This is a genomic window from Yersinia sp. Marseille-Q5920 (assembly GCF_946902935.1).
Lineage (GTDB): Bacteria > Pseudomonadota > Gammaproteobacteria > Enterobacterales > Enterobacteriaceae > Yersinia > Yersinia rochesterensis.
In genome coordinates this window covers 453,295-474,755 of sequence record NZ_CAMPQA010000001.1, presented here as the reverse complement: position 1 = coordinate 474,755, position 21,461 = coordinate 453,295, and the positions used below count along the sequence as shown (strand labels likewise).

Below are 21,461 nucleotides of genomic sequence, written 5' to 3'. Positions count from 1 at the left end.
AAAATAAAATTGGTAAGTCCAATATTGATTATATTCGTGAAGTGGATCAACCAATGAGATTTTGCTTTTTGACACGCGGCGCTGAAAGAGTAAGGATAAAGCTGAGTGATACCTCTTGGAATCGGTATAACAACATTCTCGGTATAACAGCATTGTCGGTATAACCGCATTAGTCGGTATAACAAAATTGCATGCACCCGAACAGTTTACTTAGAAGGTAAAAATAAATGGAACAAACATGGCGTTGGTATGGCCCAAATGATCCGGTGTCGTTAGATGATATCCGTCAGGCTGGTGCAACCGGAGTAGTGACTGCATTACATCATATTCCGAATGGCCAGGTCTGGCCGGTGAGTGAAATCAAACAGCGCCAGGCAGAATTGGCGGCGAAAGGTTTGGTTTGGTCGGTAGTGGAAAGCGTACCGATTCATGAAGAAATCAAAACTCACAGCGGTAACTATCAGCAACACATTGAAAATTATCAGCAAACACTGCGTAACATTGCCGAATGTGGCATTGACACCGTGTGCTATAACTTCATGCCGATATTAGACTGGACACGTACGGATCTGGAATATCAATTGCCGGACGGTTCCAAAGCACTGCGTTTCGACCAGATAGCTTTTGCTGCTTTTGAGCTGCATATCCTTAAGCGCCCTGGTGCTGAGAAAGATTACTCTGCTGAAGAGTTGGCGCAGGCGGCAGATTATTTCGATGCCATGTCTGAGGCCGACATTGCCAAGCTGACGGGGAATATTATTGCTGGTCTGCCGGGAGCAGAAGAGGGCTATACGCTGGATCAATTCCGCGCGCGTTTAGCTGAGTATGACGGCATTGATAAAGCGCAACTCCGTGAAAATATGGCGTATTTCCTGCGCGCTATTATACCGGTTGCTGAACAGGTTGGCCTGCGTATGGCGGTTCACCCGGATGATCCACCGCGCCCAATTCTTGGCCTGCCGCGTATTGTGTCGACCATTGAAGATATGCAGTGGCTGAAAGAGACCGTTGATAGCATTTATAACGGCTTTACTATGTGCACCGGTTCTTATGGTGTGCGGGCAGATAATGATTTAGTGAAGATGATCGAAACCTTTGGTGATCGTATTCACTTCACCCATTTGCGTTCGACTTGCCGTGAAGGGAACCCAAAAACCTTCCATGAAGGCGGTCATTTGCAAGGTGATGTCGACATGTACTCTGTAGTTAAAGCCATTCTAACTGAAGAGCAACGTCGTCAGGCTGCCGGAGATATGCGTCCGATTCCGATGCGACCAGACCATGGTCACCAAATGCTGGATGATTTACATAAGAAAACCAATCCGGGTTATTCTGCTATTGGTCGCCTGAAAGGTCTGGCTGAAGTTCGCGGTGTTGAGTTAGCGCTCAAGCGCACGTTCTTCCCTGAGCTGAAGTAACCCGTCATCTTTCAATACATTAAGGGCCGAAAATCGGCCCTTAACTATTTATGTCCAAACCATACCCAATAGATTTCAAGATGCAGGAAGGCGGCAAGCGAGATACAAATCGGTCGGGAACCGATTTGAACAGCATTTATGCTAGCCCATAGGGTGAGCCTCAAGGATGAGGCTCATTAATCCCGATGAGCTTACACAAGTAAGTGATTCGGGTTACTGAGAGCAGCCAACACACCTGCAACTTGAAAGATAAAGGGTATTGGGTATTAGTCTGCACGGCCCATATAGCGGCGCTCTGCAATATGAATACGAATTTTCTCGCCAGGGCTGATATATTCCGGCACCTGAATAGATAAGCCGGTACTCATCACTGCTGGTTTGTTACGAGCACTGGCTGACGCACCTTTAATACTCGGAGCGGTTTCAACAATTTCCATATCAACAGTTTGCGGCAATTCCAACGCCAGCAATTGGCCGTCCATTGTTAGCACCTGCATCCCCGGCATCCCGCCCTCAGGAATAAACAACAATTCTTCTTCTATCTGCTCTTTTTTGAAGTTGTATGGCGTGAAATCTTCATCATCCATAAAGACATATTCGTCGCCGTCGATGTAAGAGAAATTCACACTGCGGCGGGTCAAAGTGATGGTGTCGAGGATCTCATCGCCTTTAAAACGCTCTTCAACTTTTAAACCGGTACGCACATCAGAAAAACGCATTTTATACAGAGTACTGGCACCACGGGCACTTGGACTTTGTACATCGATATCTTTCACCAGCAGTAATTTGCCGTTGAGGTTGACCGCCATACCGCGTTTTATTTCATTAGCTCTTGCCATTTATTAACCGCCAATCAGGATTGAAGATAAGTTGCGACAAGTTACTCGCGCCGCCAGTTTCAGGCAAGCCCCAAAAGAGCAAGATTTTCGCTATATACCCAAAATAATTCGAGTTGCAGGAAGGCGGCAAGTGAGTGAATCCCGATGAGTTGACGTGAGTCAATGATTCGGGTGAACGAAAGCAGCCAACACATATGTAGCTTGAAGTATGACGGGTATAAAATCGACCTTATGCATACACCGGTAATAGGCCCAATAATGCAGCAATATGTGCCACTGCATTGATCAGACCAAACAAGATAATAAAACCAATCATAAAACGCCCGCCCGGTGCCCGATAACTTGCTTGTGGGAAGCGTTTACGGCTAGCGCGCGCCATCAATGCGGGAACAATCACAGCCCAAATGGTCGCAGCTAAACCAGCAAAACCAATGGCGTAGATAAAGCCATTTGGGAACAATAGCGCTCCGATAGTCGGCGGAACAAAAGTGATTAGCGCTGATTTGGTACGCCCACCGCGGTCATCAGCGAATTTAAAGAAATCAGCGATGTAATCGAACAGCCCAAGAGAGACGCCGAGGAATGAGCTGGCCAATGCCATATAAGAGAAAGCATTCAACAGTTGGCTGGTGGCTTGACTGGCAGAGACGGTATCCATCTGTTTCAGCAGGCTGCCTATGTTACCGCCGTCAGCAATAACTTGTTTGAATGCATCCCGGGCAATATTGCCCTGAATGGCATACTGCCACAGGATGTAAATGACCAATGCTATCAAGGTGCCGCATAGCAAACTGCGCACCACTGATTTGCCGTCTTTATGGTAATACTTCACCAGCCCCGGCACATTACCGTGGTAGCCGAAGGAGGTCAGTAAGTAGGGCAGGGCCGCCAGCGCATAAGGTAAATAATGTGCATTGCTATCCGCCTGATTGAACAGAACCGCGCTTTCCACATGGCTAAACATATCACCGACGGACATGACAAACGTGATAACCATGCCGCCTATCAATATGGTACTTAAGCGGTCTACTGCGCGGGTCGATAACCAGACAATAAATGCCACTAACACCGCAAAGATAAAGCCCGCTCCGGTCTGACCAATGCCCACAGTATTTTGCAGTGTATGGGTAATGATTGAGCCGCCAGCTGAGATATAGGCGTAGGTCAGAATATAGAGAACAAAAGTGATAGATACGCCATTAATGGCGCTCCAGACTTTGCCTAGCAAGTCTTGCACCATGGTATGGAAACTGGCCCCAGTAGGGTAGTTCAGGTTAGCTTCCAGAATCATCAAGCCGGAAATTAGCATGCATGCCCAAGTATAAATCAGCAGCATGACGGAGCCGCTGAACCACACACCCGCCGTCACGATTGGGATTGAAAACATCCCCGCGCCCACTGCGGTACCGGCGACAATCATTGCGCCGCCGAGGACGGAAGGGCGTGATAGTGGTTGGGATATATCCATCGACATTTAATTTTTCTCCAAATTCTCGTCGTACTTGAGGTTGCTGGGGTGTTCGCTGCACTCGTTACTCGGTCATCCGTGGGCCTCGCCTCTACGAGGCAGCTGCTAGCAGCGTTCAAATCTGCTCCCGGCAGATTTGTCAGCCGAATCACTTACTTTTGTAAGCTCATCGGGATGAGTTCACTGGCCGCCTACCTGCAACACCAATTACCTTGAGAATATATAATATAGTTAACGGTTCTTTTGTACTAGCTTAATGGTACGCGGTGATAGTGAAACTGTAAACAGATGAATATGCTCATGTGGATAGTCTGGTCAGTGATTCGTTTTGATCTGGCATTGGGTTGTGATTGAATATCGCACAAATGAGGTTTTTTTAGGTTAAAAAATAAACTGAAAATAATGAGGTTAAAAGCTGAAGCAGTGTGCTGGGTCTGCTATTGGGCTGTTGATCAAGGATAGTGCTGGTAGTTCATTGGGCTGGTTGCTATTGTCCGCTGTTATGCCACCAGCCTACAGGAGCTTGCTGATGGACTGTCGCTCAGATTGCGGTGCTTGCTGTATTGCTCCTTCGATTTCCAGCCCGATCCCCGGCATGCCATTCGGCAAGCCCGCCAATACCCGTTGCTTGCATTTAGATGACAATATGCGCTGCGGTATTTTCCATTCTCCATCTCGCCCGGCGGTGTGTGCTAGCCTGCAAGCATTGCGGGAGATGTGTTTTGATACCCGCGAACAGGCTTTAGTGTATTTGATTCAGTTGGAAGTGGAGACTGCACCTTAGCGGGTGAAAAAGGGCGGAACTGCATGGGCGGTATTCTTCAGCACCAGCCCCGTGTATTTTTCAATCTCAAGCTGTGCCATTTGCCCGCAATTGCCCTGTGCCAAACTGGATGAGCCGATATCAAAAGTTAGGCAATTAATATTACCGTTCTTACAAATCGAACCCGGCACAGACGGCTCGACGGGATCAAACCATGCCCCTTCGCTTATCCGCACCACACCAGGGCGCACTGGCATCTTGTGGGCTTATATAGGATGGCTTCGCGATCCGCCACTGCATATTTTTCGCGCAGTGGCGTGTTATCCAATTGCGAATGCAGGCGGTTGATAGGGTGCGCCGTGTTCAGTGACAGCTGAAATCGCTGGTCATATAATATCTTATGTAGCGCTATTTTTTAGTTGAAAACGGCGTAAAACTGCTGATTCAACCATAAATCAACCGCATGGCGACTGGCTTCAAAATGAGGCTCGGGTAATTCGCGCGGATTGCACCACACCCATTGCTGACATTTATCTGGCTCTTTCAGCTCAGGTTCCCCACCGGGATGCTGTGCTAGCAAACAAACCGAAACGGTATGTTTACCCTCCTCACGCCAGGTCGCCAGGTTGTTACACAAGCCGATAACTTTCATCTCATTGATATTTAAAGCTGTTTCTTCGAGAATTTCTCGTTGAGCGGCTTGCTCAAAAGACTCGCCAACCTCCATGTGACCGCCGGGAATGGACCAGTAAGGCGCATGCTGACTGCTGCGTTTCCCCAACAGAATTTCACCATGTTGATTGACGATAATAACGCCAACACCGACAACGACAGACATTGTTTAGCTCCTTTGATATGAGTGTCAGCAACTATCAGCAAAGTGGGCTATTTTGCTGCTGACAGAAACTTGTTCAAGACGAAAATGTGCGGAGTGTCAAAAATTCATCAAGAATAAAAGCAGAAAACTTGCATATATTCTGAGTCGGAAACACACTCATTGAAACGTTTCAGCGTTATCTCGTCACCAAATGATAAAGGGTAACGCTCCTTTTTCTCATGAAAGCTGAAACGATTCAATTCAGCAAGAGAGGAGACATAATGTTCCAGTTATCGACGAAAGATATCCATCTGGCTGCACAAGCAGGCAGCAAAAACGAGGCTATCACTCAGGTAGCCGCCGCCCTGACTCAAGCTGGCAATGTTGCTGCTGGCTACCTTGATGGGATGCTAGCCCGCGAGCAGCAGACCTCGACCTATTTGGGTAATGGCATTGCCATCCCACATGGTACCACTGATACCCGCGACTTGGTGCTGAACACGGGCGTACAGGTTTTCCAATTCCCGCAGGGTATTGCCTGGGGTGAAGATCAAACCGCTTATATTGTTATCGGCATTGCAGCCCGCTCTGATGAACATCTGGCATTATTACGCCAATTGACGCACGTGTTAAGTGATGATGAGGTTGCCGCACAGCTAGCAAAAACCACTTCAGCTGAAGAGTTACGCAGTTTGCTGATGGGCGAGCAAAAAGCCGCTGAATTCCATTTTGACACCTCACTTATCGCGCTTGATGTTGCGGCTGACAATTTGATCACGCTGCAAGCACTGAATGCGGGCCGTTTACAGCAAATCGGCGCTGTTGATACGCATTTTGTCAGTGATGTGATTACCCGCGAGCCGCTGAATCTGGGGCAGGGGATCTGGCTGAGTGACAGCACCGAAGGTAATTTGGTCAGTGCTGCGGCAATCAGTCGCCCGGTAACTGCTTTTGAGCATAATGGGGAGAAAGTTGCCCTATTGCTGACATTGTCAGTCGCTAATAATAACCAGCCGCTCTCAATGTTGAATTATCTCAGTGACTTACTGCTGGCGAAAAAAGCTGACGCGTTGCTGAACGCTGATGCCGCTGCACTGTTGGCATTGCTGACCAGTAAATATGTCGAGCAAAATGAAGTATTAAGCGCAGAGTTTGTTATCCGCAATGAACATGGATTACATGCGCGCCCAGGGACGATTTTAGTCAATACAATCAAACAGTTTACCAGTGAAATCACCGTAACAAATCTGGACGGCACCGGTAAACCCGCTAATGGACGTAGTCTAATGAAAGTTGTGGCTTTAGGGGTTAAAAAAGGAAATCGCCTGCGCTTTACCGCGAGCGGTGAAGATGCACAGGCTGCGCTGGACGCCATTGGTGCCGCCATCTCCGCCGGTTTGGGCGAGGGGGCAGCATGAGCAGAAGAGTCGCAACAATCACACTAAACCCGGCTTACGATTTGGTGGGCTTTTGCCCAGAGATTGAGCGCGGTGAAGTTAACCTGGTAAAAACAGCCGGCCTGCATGCTGCGGGTAAAGGTATTAATGTTGCCAAGGTACTGAAAGACTTAGGTATTGATGTCACGGTTGGCGGTTTCCTTGGTAAAGATAACCAAGATGGCTTCCAACTGTTGTTCAGCGAACTGGGTATCGCCAACCGTTTTCAGGTGGTGCCAGGGCGTACCCGCATTAATGTCAAACTGACCGAAAAAGATGGCGAAGTGACTGACTTTAACTTCTCCGGTTTTGAGGTCACTAAACCCGATTGGGACCGTTTCGTCACCGACTCATTGAGCTGGTTGGGGCAATTCGACATGGTGGCGGTCAGCGGCAGTTTGCCAGCGGGGGTGAATCCCGATGACTTTACCGACTGGATGAAGCGTCTGCGCTCCCAGTGCCCATGCATTATTTTCGACAGCAGCCGCGAAGCCTTGGTTGCCGGTCTGAAAGCTTCGCCGTGGTTGGTGAAACCCAACCGCCGTGAGCTGGAAATCTGGGCCGGTCGCCCATTACCTGAGCTGGGTGACGTAGTAGAAGCCGCACACGCACTGCGCGACCAAGGGATTGCCCATGTAGTGATTTCGCTCGGTGCGGAAGGTGCGTTGTGGGTTAATGCCTCCGGTGCCTGGTTGGCAAAACCCCCGGCTTGCGAAGTGGTCAGCACTGTAGGTGCTGGTGACTCAATGGTCGGCGGTCTGATTTATGGATTATTAATGCGTGAGTCCAGCGAGCATACCTTGCGCTTGGCAACCGCAGTCGCTGCTTTGGCCGTCAGTCAAAGCAATGTGGGTATTACGGATCGCCCGCAATTGGCCGCCATGATGGCAAAAGTCGATTTGAAACCTTTTAATTGATTTCCGGAGGCGAAATGAAAACGCTACTAATAATAGACAGTTCGCTCGGGCAGGCCAGAGGCCACCTTGCGTCACTGATGCTGGGTGCAGCGGCGGCAAAAGCCGGTTTGAGCTGGGTTGAGCAAGCCGCAGATGCCGAACTGGTGATTGTGGCCGGGCAATCAGTCCCAGCAGACAGTGCGCTGAATGGCAAAAAAGTGTATGTCGGTGATGTGGAAAAAGCGGTGCGTGACCCAGAGGGTTTCCTGGCGCAGGCCATAACACAGGCTACACCTTATCAAGCTGTGGTCAGCGCAGCACCAGCAGCAACTGGCCCAAAACGTATTGTGGCGATTACCGCCTGCCCGACTGGCGTAGCGCACACTTTTATGGCGGCAGAAGCCATTGAAAGTGAAGCGAAAAAACGCGGCTGGTGGGTAAAAGTAGAAACTCGCGGTTCTGTCGGTGCGGGTAATACCATCACGCCGGAAGAGGTCGCTGCGGCCGATTTGGTGATTGTGGCTGCTGACATTGAAGTGGATTTGGATAAGTTTGCTGGCAAACCGATGTACCGCACCAGCACCGGCTTGGCACTGAAGAAAACTGCGCAGGAACTGGACAAAGCGTTGGTGGAAGCGGAAGTTTATCAGCCAAAAACCGGCAGCAGCACCGGCAGCAAAAAAACAGAAACCGGCGGCCCTTATCGCCATCTGTTGACCGGTGTGTCTTACATGTTGCCAATGGTGGTCGCCGGCGGTTTGTGTATCGCGCTCTCGTTTGTGTTCGGGATTAAAGCATTTGAAGTCAAAGGCACATTGGCTGCGGCCTTGATGCAAATCGGTGGCGGTTCTGCATTCGCCCTGATGGTGCCGGTATTGGCGGGTTTCATCGCCTTCTCGATTGCTGACCGTCCCGGTCTGACACCGGGTTTGATTGGCGGTATGTTGGCGGTTAGCACCGGTGCGGGCTTCCTCGGCGGTATTATTGCTGGTTTCCTGGCCGGTTATGTCGCCAAAGCCATCAGCACCAAACTGCGTTTGCCGCAGAGTATGGAAGCGCTGAAGCCGATATTGATTATCCCACTAGTGGCCAGCTTGATTGTCGGTTTGGTGATGATTTATGTGGTCGGTACACCGGTCGCACAAATCATGACTGGCCTGACTAATTGGCTGCAATCCATGGGTACCGCCAATGCGGTGCTGCTGGGCGCTATCCTCGGTGCCATGATGTGTACCGATATGGGCGGGCCGGTGAACAAAGCGGCATACGCCTTTGGTGTGGCACTGTTGAGTTCGTCAGTTTATGCCCCGATGGCGGCTATTATGGCGGCGGGCATGGTACCACCGCTGGCAATGGGGCTGGCAACACTGCTGGCGCGTCATAAATTTGACAAAGGTGAGCAGGAAGGGGGCAAAGCCGCGTTGGTATTGGGCTTGTGCTTTATCTCTGAAGGGGCGATTCCGTTTGCGGCCCGTGACCCAATGCGCGTGTTGCCGTGCTGTATTGCCGGTGGCGCATTAACGGGTGCTCTGTCGATGGCCTTCGGCGCGCAACTGATGGCACCACACGGCGGTCTGTTCGTGTTGTTGATACCAGGGGCAATTCATCCGGTGCTGCTGTATTTGGTGGCAATAATTGCTGGTACCGTCTTAGCCGGCGGCCTGTACGCGATGCTAAAACGCCCTGATGCTGTGGTGGCGAAAGTCGCGTAATAATTCAGTGAATATCAGTTAAGCTGCTAATAAGAAAAACCGGCCTCCAAGTGCCGGTTTTTTTATATCTATTGCGCCTGTGATTTCAGCCAGGCTATCTCTTCAGCCCAGATATCGGGATTCACTGTTTCCAGAATCAGCGGAATATTATCAAAGCGCGGATCGCGCATAATATAGCTGAACACGGTTTTGCCGATGTTTCCTTCACCTAAGCTGTGGTGGCGGTCGACACGGCTGTTAAATTCACTTTTGGCATCATTAAGATGCATACCGCGCAAATACTCGAAACCGACAATCTCGCCGAGCTGACTGAAAGTATGCTCACAATCTGCTTCGGTGCGCAAATCATAACCGGCGGCGAAAGCATGGCAGGTATCAATACAAACACCCACGCGACTCTTATCTTCCACTCCATCAATGATGGCGGCCAAATGTTCAAATTTGAAGCCCAGATTGCTGCCCTGACCGGCGGTATTTTCAATCACCGCAGTCACACCCTCAGAGGCATTTAGTGCGATATTGATGGATTCGGCGATGCGGGCCAGACATTTATCTTCATCAATTTGCAGTAAATGGCTGCCGGGGTGGAAGTTCAGTAATGACAGCCCCAGTTGCTGGCAGCGCAGCATTTCATCAATAAAGGCTTCGCGGGATTTCTCCAGCGCCTCGGCCACCGGATGACCGAGGTTAATCAGGTAGCTATCGTGAGGTAAAATCTGGGCTGAGGTATAGCCATATTGTTCACAAGCTTGCTTAAATTTTTCAATCACATCTTCCGCCAGCGGCGCGGCGCGCCATTGACGTTGATTCTTGGTAAACAAGGCAAAGGCAGTGGCCTCAAGTTCATGCGCTCGAATCACAGCCTGGTCTACACCCCCTGCTGCGCTGACATGTGCACCGACAAATTTCATTCCATTCTCCTTTGATATCCGGCCCATTATGGCATTGATAGCGGCGCGATTGAATGAGATAAACTGTGGCACAAAAAAGGGCCGCCGATGCAGCCCTTAAACCATCATTAGCTAGCTGGGATAGCGACTTTACGCCGCAATATGCTGCACCAGTAAGTTGATGCCAGTGCCGCCGACCAGCAACCAGACAAACAGCAACAGTGCCAGTAACAGCGGTTTGACCCCCGCCTGACGAATAGAACCCACATGGGTGGTTAGCCCCAGAGCTGCCATCGCCATTGCTAACAAAATGGTATCCAGCGTAATCAAGTGGCTAACCCATGCTGCGGGCAGCAAATTCAGTGAGTTAAACCCGGCCATCAGAATAAATATCACCGCAAACCACGGAATGGTAATGGCACTTTTCTCCCGTTTTTCACCGTGGGTTTTCATACTATTGCGGCCCAAATAAGCCGACAGTAGCAGCAAGAACGGTGCCAGCATCATGACCCGGATCATTTTGGTAATGACGGCGGCATTTTCAGCATCAGGGCCAATAGCATGCCCGGCGGCTACCACCTGTGCCACTTCATGAATAGTTGAACCGGCAAAGATACCAAAGGTTTCCTGACTAAACGGCAGCCATTGGTAATGCAGGTTTAGCTGGTATAGCCATGGGTAAACAAAAATCGCTAATGTCCCGAAAATCACCACTGTGGCGACGGCCACCGCCACTTTGCTGGCGTCCGCTTTCAGCACCGGTTCGGTTGCCATAATGGCTGCCGCCCCACAAATACTGCTACCGGCACCAATTAACATCACGGTTTGCTGGTCCAAACCAAACACGCGTTTCCCTAGCCAGCAGGCCAATATAAAGGTTGAACTAAGAGTTAGCAGGTCAATAATCATGCCGGTGGCACCGACATCCGCTACTTGCTGAAAAGTTAGCCGGAAACCGTATAAAATAATCCCCAACCGCAGTAAATGTTGTTTGGCGAGTACCACCCCGTCAGAACAGACCGGCTGCACCCAAGGGTACAACGTGTTGCCCACCAAGATACCGAATAAAATCGCCAGGGTCAGTGCCCCGAGGCCCATGTCAATAAACCACGGCATGTCACCCACTTTGAGTGCTAACCCGGTAATCACACCAGTCAATACCAAGCCCGGAATATAGCGAAACAAAGCTGGCAGCTGTGGTCGGGAGAGTTCTTTAATATGAGAAGTCGCCATGTTGATGTCCTGTGTCCTGTAAAGATTGGCGCTAGTTTACCGATTTTAGTCATAATAGATAAATTCATTATATATTTATAATCAATCGATATAAGTGGTAAGAAGTGTATTTGTGAACCAAAAGAGATGTCGGAGGAGAGTGCTGTGAGTGATGTAGGCATACACAAAGAGGTATGCCTAATAATACTACTATTGAGTGGCGGACTGATCAGTCTGCCCGGTAGGTGCTGGAGTGCCTAGCATGCAAGCGGTATAGTCAGTTATTTCTGGCTGTAAGCAGGCCTCCATGCATTCCTCTTCAGACCCTCCCGCAATTTCGCAAGCATTAGCGAACAGTGGGGTTGCTGAAAAAGTTAAGGTAAGTAATATATATTTAAGACTATTATTCATGAAAAATACCTCATAAGTGAAATGCATCCATATATTTCAGATGTGAAAAACAGACATAATATCTAAATGCTAACCTTGTTAATGATATTTATCTGAACGTATGAAATGGTTTATCACATCGCGAAAAGTGTAAGTCTATAAAGTTTAAGATTCAATGAGCTATTACTTGTGTTGATTAGCGATAAATATCGGTATAACCGCAGGTATTATTAATCATTCAATGTTTATTTTTAAGATGTGGACTGAATAGCTCGCTAAAAGACTACAAAGAGCTGTGATCCTGTGGCACCACTATGACACTGGTCATACAATCCTCATCAATATTCCCTGATGGCCATAATGTGCATGCTACTGCACACTCATAGGGAGAGCCAAGCTTCCCGTTTATTACGCAGGCATGGGCTGCAAGGGGAATGCCGGAAATAATCAAAGAAATGAGTAGTGAATTAATTATATTAATAATGAGTTCCTCAGAAAATGAAATATATCTCTATATTTAAAGTGTGAAATTTATTGGCTTAATTATTGTTCTCTATTTAATTAAGCCACGTCATGATAAATACAGATTTCCCCGCAAGAGATTCCAGTTTCGGATCTTCCGGATAACGGGATAGCAAGGGAAAGAAAACCGACTTCCCAATAATACTACGATTTGAAGAGTTTGCTGGCCTTAAACCCCACAAATTTTGATAGGTGATAGGTACCGTCTGACCTTTCCAGTCTGCATTTCCGATATAGAGCATCACATGTCCGCCGATATAAATCAGGGTAGTCAATGGCTTACCATGCGCCATAAGGTATTCTATACGTTCCTTGGTAGAGTAATGGCTCAGATCAACGTGTTTTCCACTCAAAGACTGTTGTTGCGAGTCTCTGGGAAGATAAATGCCAAAAGGCAGCATGAGGTTTCTTATTTCTGAAGAACAGTCATTAAAATCATAGATATTTCCCCAACCATAATTTTTACCCTGCATATTTTTTATTAGCATTGACATATTTTCGGGGGTTGCGGGAACAGGGGCCTGATGCATGATTTTTTCAGGTAACCTGGCATAGTGAATATTGGCATTTCCCTGTGTATTTTTTACCGGTATTGCCACGACCCTTTCGCCCTTTAATGTTGTCAGGGGGAGAAGTGTCCCGGTTCGCGCAGTAAATCTGAAGACACCTTGTTTATCCACGAAGCTGGCATGGTCATTTATCACTGCACCAAGACTTTTTTTCGCCATTGTTACCCAGCGTTGGATAAAAACATCATCGACATAAGCTATATCTGAGCTTTCAACCCAGCCTATTTTTGATGGAGAAATAACAAAACTCCATGATTTATCCTGAGTGATGCCCGCAATATAGATAGGTTCGCCGGGGTGAAAGGAGGAATCCTGTAGCATATCAAATGGATATCCCTGACCTGGACTGGGACTATCAAATGCTGGGTGGGTTGTTGGCAGTAATCTGACGGCGGTTTCTTTTAAAATAATACCGCGCGAAGTTTGGTGATATTTTTCGGTTATCACTATGGAGGCCAGGTGCCGCATCCGTTCTTTCCATTCAGAGTCGAGCAGGAGGAAGTTTTCGCCGTAGTAACGGGCGTCTGAATGCGTAAACTGAGTAATATCTTTCGACAGTTTTTCTGTTACGGCCCCCGTGTTGCTCAGCATAGTACTGATATAGTTTCTGTTCCATGGCGATGGGTCGCCGCTGTTTTGCCCAAAGTAATGATTCATCAAAGCTTTAAAAGCCATACTTTGTTGATCAGTACTCATAAAGGGAGTGTGATAATGCTTATTTTTGGGTATCCATTTTTCAGTATCTTGCGGATAGTCATGTATAGGAAAAATAGTTTTTGTTTTATCTATTCTAACAATATTAGTTTGAACTGATGGCTGTTGTGAATATAATGTGTTTGAATGTGCATGAGCAGATATACATACTGCCAGCAGAAAGAGCTTATTGTGTCTAATAATTATCTTTATCATGATAAATCCTTTTAAGTTGATTGTGGAGTAATGACCTATTCAAGTTGAACCGAGATAAACAATAACATCATATCAATCATAACAGTGGCGTAGAATATTAATATGAAAAAAAAGGTCAAATCTGAAAGGTCGCTATGGGTCATCTTGATAATTGCACTACTTATTTATTTATTGACTCCACCTTATTTAGTTGCTTATTTTTTCAAGTTATATAACTTGAATCCTTTCCATATTACACCGCTACCTCATTTTAATCCGTTTAAGAGCGAACGTGGTATTCCATTATCTCATACATTCAGCTACTTATTAATTATGTGGTTGATTTTTAATGTTATTATTTGTGCGATTGGCTCGATTATTTATCGTATTTTCTTTCGTGCCGATGATAATAAATAGTATTTTACTGCTTAAATTTATCCTTGATGATCGCCGAATTTTACTCAAGGGTGTTAGTCTTGTAGGGTAATCGGGGGTATATACTCTTTGTGTCAGAATGACTTTGGGTCAGTGCCAATTCTTATCATCCGGCCACTGACAATCAGAGTGATGATAGCGTCCTCCATTTTTTATTACAGAGACTCTTATGCACATAACCTTACGTCAACTTGAAGTCTTTACTGAGGTGCTAAAAAGCGGCTCTACGACACAAGCCTCGGTGGTGCTCGCACTTTCACAATCGGCAGTCAGCGCCGCGTTGGCGGATTTGGAAGGGCAATTAGGGGTACAACTTTTTGATAGGGTCGGTAAGCGTTTAGTGACGAATGAGCATGGGCGGTTACTTTACCCCAAAGCACTATCACTTCTTGATCAAGCCGTAGAAATTGAACAACTTTTCTTGCAGGATTTAGGCGCATTGCGCATCGCCGCCAGTAGCACCATCGGCAATTATATGTTGCCGGGTATGATTGCCAAATATCGGCGTGATTTCCCAGGAACACCGCTGGAGTTGAATATTGGTAACAGTCAGGATGTGATTGAAGCTGTGGCTGATTTTCGCGGCGATCTGGGCCTGATTGAAGGGCCGTGTCATATGCCAGAGTTGTTGACACAAGCTTGGCTGCACGATGAATTAGTGGTGTTTGCCGCTCCCGATAACCCGTTATGCCATAAAATGCTGACGTTAGAGGAGCTGGCTGATGCCGCGTGGATCTTACGCGAGCGAGGTTCGGGTACGCGTGAAGTTCTCGACCATTTATTGCTGGCAAAATTGCCGCATTTTAAATTGGTCATGGAACTGGGGCATTCTGAAGCCATTAAGCGGGCGGTGCGTTATGGCATAGGAATCAGTTGCTTGTCACGGCGCGTGATTGCCGATCAACTTGCCAGCGGTGAATTGATTGAACTTAATATTCCTTTGCCGCCACTGATTAGGACGTTATATCTGATTCATCATCGGCAAAAACACATCTCAAATGCTTTGCAACGTTTTCTAAGTTATTGCCAAGAAGAGCCTTGAGCCGTTGGATTTTATCAAAGCGAATTCGCGGTATGGGACATAGGATTTTAAGTGTTTTACACCACTACAATGGGTTGTTACGGCAAGAATACCCCGTGGGAATGTATTTATTCTGATAATTGAGCTTTTGCTAATAATTCAGCCGGGATCATGAAGGTATCTTATATCAGCGCATTGTTCCTCACACAGGCGATGGGATTTGTTACAATCCCGCCTCATTTTTAAGGGCGGATTAGGGTAAGAATGACTCAGCCACAGACTAAAATCCCCGCGCAGCAGGGTGCACAGCGCTTACGCCGAGAGCTTAAATCACGGCATCTAGCCATGATTGCTATCGGTGGTTCTATTGGTACCGGTTTATTTGTGGCCTCAGGGGCGACGGTATCCCAGGCAGGCCCAGGTGGAGCATTGCTCTCCTATGCATTGATTGGCCTGATGGTTTATTTCTTGATGACCAGCCTCGGTGAGCTGGCGGCATTTATGCCGGTATCGGGTTCATTTTCGACTTACGGTTCAAAATATGTTGAGGAAGGCTTCGGCTTCGCCCTTGGCTGGAACTACTGGTACAACTGGGCGGTGACTATCGCCGTTGACCTGGTCGCGGCACAATTAGTGATGAATTACTGGTTCCCAGATGCGCCCGGCTGGATCTGGAGTGCGCTGTTCCTCGCCTTGATGTTTTTACTGAACTACATCTCAGTCAAAGGCTTTGGTGAAGCGGAATACTGGTTCTCACTGATTAAAGTGACCACAGTTATTATCTTCATCATTATTGGTATAATGATGATTAGCGGCATCATGAAAGGCGGCGAGACTGCGGGTTGGCACAACTGGACTATCGGCGATGCGCCGTTTGCTGGTGGCTTCTCGGCGATGATTGGTGTGGCGATGATTGTCGGGTTCTCCTTCCAGGGGACTGAACTGATTGGCATCGCGGCCGGTGAGTCAAAAGATCCGGCCAAAAATATCCCACGTGCGGTGCGTAAGGTTTTTTGGCGTATTCTGCTGTTTTATATCTTCGCTATCCTGATTATCAGTTTGATTATTCCGTATACCGACCCGAGTCTGTTGCGTAATGATGTCAAAGATATCAGCGTCAGCCCGTTCACCTTGGTATTCCAGAATGCAGGCCTGCTGTCGGCGGCGGCGGTAATGAATGCGGTTATTCTGACGGCGGTATTATCAGCGGGTAACTCGGGGATGTACGCCTCAACCCGCATGCTGTTTACCTTGGCCTCAGAGGGCAAAGCGCCACGCATTTTCGCTAAATTATCTAAGGGCGGTGTGCCGCGTAATGCGCTGTATGCAACCACCGTAGTTGCGGGCTTGTGCTTCTTAAGCTCCATGTTTGGCAACCAAACTGTTTATCTGTGGTTGCTGAATACCTCCGGTATGACTGGCTTTATTGCTTGGTTGGGGATTGCTATCAGTCATTATCGTTTCCGCCGTGGTTATATGATGCAGGGCCGCGATTTGAACGATTTGCCGTATCAGTCGGGTTTCTTCCCGCTGGGGCCAATCTTTGCCTTTGTGCTGTGTTTGATCATTACTTTGGGTCAGAACTATCAGGCATTCCTGCAAGACCGTATTGATTGGTATGGCGTAACCGCCACCTATATTGGCATTCCATTATTCCTGGTGATTTGGTTCGGCTATAAGCTGAGCCGTGGTACCAAGGTTATAAAATACCAAGATATGGAATACCCGAAATGGCGTGATGAAAGTCATGACTCTCAGGAACCTAAAAAACCGGTGCTGATTTCCGACTAACAACATGATGCACTAGATGAAAGGGCGATAACATTATCGCCCTTTTTTAGGATGATGGATTGATGATTATTTAAACAATACTAAGCAAATAATTTCGCTGACTTCGCTTCATTCCCTGTGAGATATCATGAATAACTCCCCCGCATTGACTAAATAATTTTATAAAATAAGCACTTACAAAAATTAACATCAAAACACTTATAGCAATCATATTGATAATTATTATCGTTTGCTTTATTGTTAGTGCCATATTAAAAATCAGCCGCTGAAATAAATGAGTGTATCCACTGAACCCATGACAAAAACCTCTAGCCAGGCAGATGCCAGTGTTATGGGGCGTTATAAGAGCTACCGCCTGCTAATCATGGGCGTGCTGGTGTTAGCTATTTTCGGCGGCTTGTTGCTGGACTTCACTATGGGGCCATCGGGCCTGACACTGTCGTCCCTGTGGCAGATGCTAATTGACCCGACCAGTGCAGATGCAGGGACTCGGGTTATCGTCTGGGATATTCGTTTACCTTATGCCCTGATGACGGTGGTGATTGGTTTGTCACTCGGGCTTGTGGATGCGGAGATGCAAACCATCCTGAATAATCCGCTGGCCAGCCCCTTTACCTTGGACATGTCCTCTGCTGCGGCATAAGCAGAGATCGTTGGAAGCGCTATTTCTGCGTTGGTGAGCTATTGCCGGTTTTTTATAAAAATAATATTTATCACCTGCCCGTCAGGCGGCATCGCTACAGGAAAAATAACCTGATGGACAAGGAACTGAATAAGTTTATATCTCATGGAGAAAGAATAATGACTTTCAAAAAATCGCATTCTGCGGCCTTAGTTATAGCAACAATTATCTCATCTCAGGCATCTGCTGCTGAAACTAATACCCCCACAACAGATACTATGGTGGTAACAGCAACAGGCTTCCAACAACGCATTCAAGACTCGGCGGCGTCTATTTCTGTTGTGACCCGCGAACAAATTGAGAATAAAGCCTATACCGATATTACCGACGCCCTGAAAGATGTGCCGGGGGTGGTTGTCACTGGCGGCGGTAGTCACAGTGATATCAGTATTCGTGGAATGTCGGCGAAATACACCTTAATTTTGGTAGATGGTAAGCGGGTTGATACTCGTGGCACGCGGCCAAATAGCGATGGCTCGGGTATTGAGCAGGGTTGGTTACCTCCGCTGGCGGCTATTGAGCGTATTGAAGTGGTGCGCGGCCCAATGTCCTCTTTATATGGTTCGGACGCCATGGGCGGGGTCATTAACGTTATTACGCGTAAAGTGGGTAAAGAATGGCACGGCACCGTGCGTGCAGATGCCACCTTGCAGGAAGATTCTAATTCCGGCGATATTTATCAAACCAACGCCTATGCCTCTGGCCCATTAATTGATGGCTTATTAGGATTAAAAGTCAGCGGCCTGCTGTCTCATCGTAGCGAAGATAAAATTATCGATGGCTATAATGAGCAGCGCCTCAGAAATGGGGCTGCGACATTTACCCTAACACCGGATGATAAAAACGAATTTGATTTTGATATTGGCCATTATGTACAAGATAGAAATATCACTGCCGGGCGCACCGTGCCACTAAATGGTAAAAGCAGTGACGTACAATATGACCGTAATAATTATGCGATGACTCACCACGGTTATTATGACTTTGGTAATTCAACCAGTTATATTCAACGCGACGAAACTCGTAATCCATCACGCCAAATGAAAAGCGTCGATAATGTCTTTAATAGCCAAACCTCTTTCCTGTTTGATAGCCACACGTTAATTCTTGGCGGTCAATATCGCTATGAAGAGTTATCTGATGAAGGTAATCAGTTAGCTTCAGCTAAAGATCTCACCAAATTAACGCGCTGGAGTTGGGCATTATTTGCTGAAGACGAATGGCAAATGACCAATGATTTCGCCCTGACCGGTGGTATTCGGATGGATCAGGACGAAAACTATGGCACTCACTGGACGCCACGGATGTACGGTGTTTGGCATTTAGCTGAGCAATGGACATTAAAAGGTGGGGTATCCGGTGGTTATCGTTCACCGGATTTACGCCAGGCCACTGATAATTGGGGGCAAATCACCGGCGGGAAAGGCGATCCGGCCATTATTGTTGGTAATGCTAACCTGAAACCCGAAAGAAGTATCAGCCAGGAAATTGGCATTCTCTGGGACGACCAGGAAGGTATGAATGCCGGCGTGACACTGTTTAACACTGATTTTAAAGATAAAATCACTGAAGTGCGCCGCTGTACGGATACCACCGGCAATGCGTCAGGCCAATGCACTATCAATGGCACTCCTTACAAGTTTATCAGTGACCGCACCAACGTGGATAAAGCCATCACACGCGGTGTAGAAGCAACATTTGGTTGGGATATCAACAAAGGCTGGTCACTGACCTCAAACTATACTTTTACTCAATCTGAACAAAAGAGCGGGCAGTTCTCCGGTCAACCATTGAACCAAATGCCAAAACACATGTTAAACGGCACCTTGAACTGGCAAGCCAATGAAGAGCTGGCAACCTGGATCCGGGCTAACTACCGCGGTAAAACCTCGGAATACCTTAGCCGCACCAGTATGGGAAAAACCACACCGTCATATACCTTTGTTGATATAGGCGCTAACTATAAGCTGACGAAAGAAGTCCGTCTGATGGGCGGTGTCTATAACGTGCTGGATAAACGCGTAGATATCGAAGTGAATGATAAAGTTCTGGATGGCCGCCGTTATATGGTGGGTGCCAGCTACGATTTCTAATCTCCTTCGCACTTGAAGCCGCAGGGGAGCGGGAGCCAATGTCGCTCCCCTTATCTAATTAGCTCAGGCCAATATCAATGACTTTCTGGAATGCTGCTCTTTCGGTCAGGTTTTGATACCAACGCTGCAAGTGTGGTAATTGTGGGCGCTCAATCGACAAATTGAACCAGGCATACGCCAAACAGCCTAATGGAATATCACCTAGGCCGAATTTATCGCCCGAAAGATAGCTTTGTTTGCTCAGGGCTTCATCGGCAATCGCCATTAACGTATTCCATTGCACAATACCATGAGCAATTTGGGCTTTATCCTGCAATTCCGGCGCAGTGCGCACCAACCCAATAAATACACTCTTAAACGGCGCCGCAATACTGAATGTCGCCCAATCCATCCATTTTTCAGCGGCAGCCCGCTGTTTTGCATCCGGTAGGTAAAGCGTATTTGCGCCATATTGTGCCGCCAGATAGCGCACAATAGTGTTGGACTCCCACAGGATAAAATCATCATCTTGCAAGCAAGGGATCAGGCCATTGGGATTCAGTGAGCGATATAACGGATCATTTAACTGACCATATTGTCCACCGGCATCTATTCGCTCATAACTAAGCCCCAACTCTTCCAGACACCAAAGCACTTTTTTGACATTGGTCGAATTATTCCGACCCCAGATTGTCAGCATATTAAACTCCGGTCATGTTTAACGTCGTTGCCAATGATGGATATCCCAATCATGTAAAATTGCTAAGTCCACCAATTCAGTACCCGGATTGATCACTGCGGCGCGATCAACATATTCCAATAACGGTTTGTCATTGATTGAATCACTGTAACCATAGGTGCGTTGAAAGTCTAACTGGGGCGATTCCGTTAGCCACTGTTTTAGCCGCTCGACTTTACCCTCGCGGTAAGTCAGGGTGCCATAGGTCTTGCCGGTATAGCGGTTATCTTCCACCGCAACGCCGATGGCCAATGCTGCATTAGCCGAAAAACACTGTGCAATGGGGTTAACTAAATGTTCACCGGTGGCTGAAATAATGACAATGTAATCCCCTCTGTCACGGTGCCAGGCCAGCAGTTTCCTGGCTTGAGGATAAATTCGTGGCAAAATATCGCGCGCGATAAAACGCTCAACCCAACCCGCCACTTCCACCGTATGTTTTCCAACCAAGGGCGATAAGGTCGATTCCATGTAGCAGGACATCGACAAATTCCCCTGATAATACTGTTTCATTAAATACTGTTCTTGTTCTGCCAGTTCATGGGACGCAAGTCCCTCATCCACCAGCCAGCGCATCCATAGGCCAGAACTGTCATCGCTTATCAGCGTCTCATCAAGATCAAACAGGGCTAAATCCATTAAGCCACCCCCAGGTCGGCAAATCGATTGAAGTGAAACTTAACAGTGCGAGTGCTGGACATCGGGCAATTCCCCACCGGAATAACGGATATCAGTCGTTAAGCTAATACTTTCCACCCAAATAGGAAAGCGAATCAGCCTAGCGATTAAATAAGACAAAATAATGAAAGAAATAACATAGAACGGATTGATATTGGTGTGCGGCTGAATTTCGGTGTTAATTATTTATATCGTTTGGATATAGATTGTTAAGTATCTAGTC

At 47.4% G+C, this 21,461-nt stretch carries 16 protein-coding genes and 2 pseudogenes; 9 read left to right on the top strand and 9 right to left on the bottom strand.

The features are described from left to right. Nucleotides 1-227 precede the first annotated feature (227 nt). Nucleotides 228-1,418: a mannonate dehydratase gene (uxuA, locus tag OVO64_RS02370; protein ID WP_038631958.1), complete on the top strand. Its 1,191-nt coding sequence runs from the start codon at nt 228-230 to the stop codon at nt 1,416-1,418. A 266-nt stretch (nt 1,419-1,684) separates the two neighbouring features. Here the strand turns inward: uxuA and yeiP are convergent, their stop codons facing one another. Beyond that, nucleotides 1,685-2,257: an elongation factor P-like protein YeiP gene (yeiP, locus tag OVO64_RS02365; RefSeq protein ID WP_004389501.1), complete on the bottom strand. Its 573-nt coding sequence runs from the start codon at nt 2,255-2,257 to the stop codon at nt 1,685-1,687. 229 nt (nt 2,258-2,486) lie between these two features. Beyond that, nucleotides 2,487-3,731, bottom strand: coding sequence for a tryptophan permease (gene mtr, locus OVO64_RS02360; protein ID WP_038631959.1), 1,245 nt, complete (start codon nt 3,729-3,731; stop codon nt 2,487-2,489). A 523-nt stretch (nt 3,732-4,254) separates the two neighbouring features. On the opposite strand from mtr, the gene OVO64_RS02355 reads away from it, so the two are divergent. Further along, the gene (locus OVO64_RS02355; RefSeq protein WP_038631961.1) at nt 4,255-4,509 is read left to right on the top strand and encodes a YkgJ family cysteine cluster protein; all 255 of its coding nucleotides are present in this window, start codon (nt 4,255-4,257) and stop codon (nt 4,507-4,509) included. On the opposite strand, the pseudogene OVO64_RS02350 reads toward OVO64_RS02355, so the two are convergent. Together OVO64_RS02350 and OVO64_RS02345 are read right to left on the bottom strand one after the other, a co-directional pair. Then, a pseudogene (locus tag OVO64_RS02350) lies at nt 4,506-4,873 on the bottom strand (trimethylamine-N-oxide reductase TorA); the annotation flags it as partial. The gene OVO64_RS02355 and the pseudogene OVO64_RS02350 sit on opposite strands and share 4 nt — an antisense overlap. Nucleotides 4,874-4,903: 30 nt before the next feature. After that, a complete protein-coding gene (locus OVO64_RS02345; RefSeq protein ID WP_038631963.1) occupies nt 4,904-5,326 on the bottom strand; it encodes a nucleotide triphosphate diphosphatase NUDT15 in 423 nt (140 codons plus the stop codon). 260 nt (nt 5,327-5,586) lie between these two features. On the opposite strand from OVO64_RS02345, the gene fruB reads away from it, so the two are divergent. From fruB to fruA, 3 genes are read left to right on the top strand one after another with little or no spacing between them, the layout of a single operon-like run. Then, on the top strand, nt 5,587-6,723 hold the full coding sequence (gene fruB, locus OVO64_RS02340) for a fused PTS fructose transporter subunit IIA/HPr protein (protein ID WP_038631965.1): 1,137 nt from the start codon (nt 5,587-5,589) through the stop codon (nt 6,721-6,723). After that, nucleotides 6,720-7,658 carry a 1-phosphofructokinase gene (gene fruK, locus OVO64_RS02335; protein ID WP_005171387.1) on the top strand — a complete coding sequence of 313 codons (939 nt, stop codon included), beginning with the start codon at nt 6,720-6,722 and terminating at the stop codon, nt 7,656-7,658. The genes fruB and fruK overlap by 4 nt, the downstream gene beginning before the upstream one ends. 14 nt (nt 7,659-7,672) lie before the next feature. Beyond that, nucleotides 7,673-9,349, top strand: a complete 1,677-nt coding sequence (gene fruA, locus OVO64_RS02330) for a PTS fructose transporter subunit IIBC (protein WP_038631968.1) — start codon at nt 7,673-7,675, stop codon at nt 9,347-9,349. 68 nt (nt 9,350-9,417) lie between these two features. On the opposite strand, the gene nfo is transcribed toward fruA, so the two are convergent. The 3 genes from nfo to OVO64_RS02315 all read right to left on the bottom strand — a co-directional run bounded on the left by nfo (nt 9,418) and on the right by OVO64_RS02315 (nt 13,841). After that, the gene (gene nfo / locus OVO64_RS02325; RefSeq protein ID WP_038631969.1) at nt 9,418-10,260 is read right to left on the bottom strand and encodes a deoxyribonuclease IV; all 843 of its coding nucleotides are present in this window, start codon (nt 10,258-10,260) and stop codon (nt 9,418-9,420) included. A gap of 129 nt (nt 10,261-10,389) precedes the next feature. Continuing rightward, nucleotides 10,390-11,472, bottom strand: a complete 1,083-nt coding sequence (locus OVO64_RS02320; protein ID WP_050291311.1) for a YeiH family protein — start codon at nt 11,470-11,472, stop codon at nt 10,390-10,392. 926 nt (nt 11,473-12,398) lie between these two features. Then, nucleotides 12,399-13,841 carry an SH3 domain-containing protein gene (locus tag OVO64_RS02315; RefSeq protein ID WP_072088976.1) on the bottom strand — a complete coding sequence of 481 codons (1,443 nt, stop codon included), beginning with the start codon at nt 13,839-13,841 and terminating at the stop codon, nt 12,399-12,401. 583 nt (nt 13,842-14,424) lie between these two features. Between OVO64_RS02315 and yieE the strand changes: the two genes are divergently transcribed. The 4 genes and pseudogenes from yieE (at nt 14,425) to OVO64_RS02295 (ending at nt 19,842) form a co-directional block, all read left to right on the top strand. After that, nucleotides 14,425-15,297 (top strand): DNA-binding transcriptional regulator YeiE, encoded by an 873-nt coding sequence (gene yieE, locus OVO64_RS02310; RefSeq protein ID WP_038631979.1) that lies wholly within the window; start codon nt 14,425-14,427, stop codon nt 15,295-15,297. A 243-nt stretch (nt 15,298-15,540) separates the two neighbouring features. Next, nucleotides 15,541-17,067, top strand: a complete 1,527-nt coding sequence (locus OVO64_RS02305; RefSeq protein ID WP_038631981.1) for an amino acid permease — start codon at nt 15,541-15,543, stop codon at nt 17,065-17,067. Nucleotides 17,068-17,341: 274 nt separating this feature from the next. After that, a pseudogene (locus OVO64_RS02300) lies at nt 17,342-17,707 on the top strand (iron chelate uptake ABC transporter family permease subunit); the annotation flags it as partial. A gap of 161 nt (nt 17,708-17,868) precedes the next feature. Beyond that, nucleotides 17,869-19,842 carry a ligand-gated channel protein gene (locus OVO64_RS02295; RefSeq protein ID WP_145509667.1) on the top strand — a complete coding sequence of 658 codons (1,974 nt, stop codon included), beginning with the start codon at nt 17,869-17,871 and terminating at the stop codon, nt 19,840-19,842. A 58-nt stretch (nt 19,843-19,900) separates the two neighbouring features. Here the strand turns inward: OVO64_RS02295 and OVO64_RS02290 are convergent, their stop codons facing one another. Both OVO64_RS02290 and OVO64_RS02285 read right to left on the bottom strand, forming a co-directional pair. Beyond that, nucleotides 19,901-20,521, bottom strand: coding sequence for a glutathione S-transferase family protein (locus OVO64_RS02290; RefSeq protein ID WP_038631983.1), 621 nt, complete (start codon nt 20,519-20,521; stop codon nt 19,901-19,903). Between the two features lie 18 nt (nt 20,522-20,539). Beyond that, nucleotides 20,540-21,199, bottom strand: coding sequence for an HAD family hydrolase (locus tag OVO64_RS02285; RefSeq protein WP_038631984.1), 660 nt, complete (start codon nt 21,197-21,199; stop codon nt 20,540-20,542). Nucleotides 21,200-21,461 lie beyond the last annotated feature (262 nt).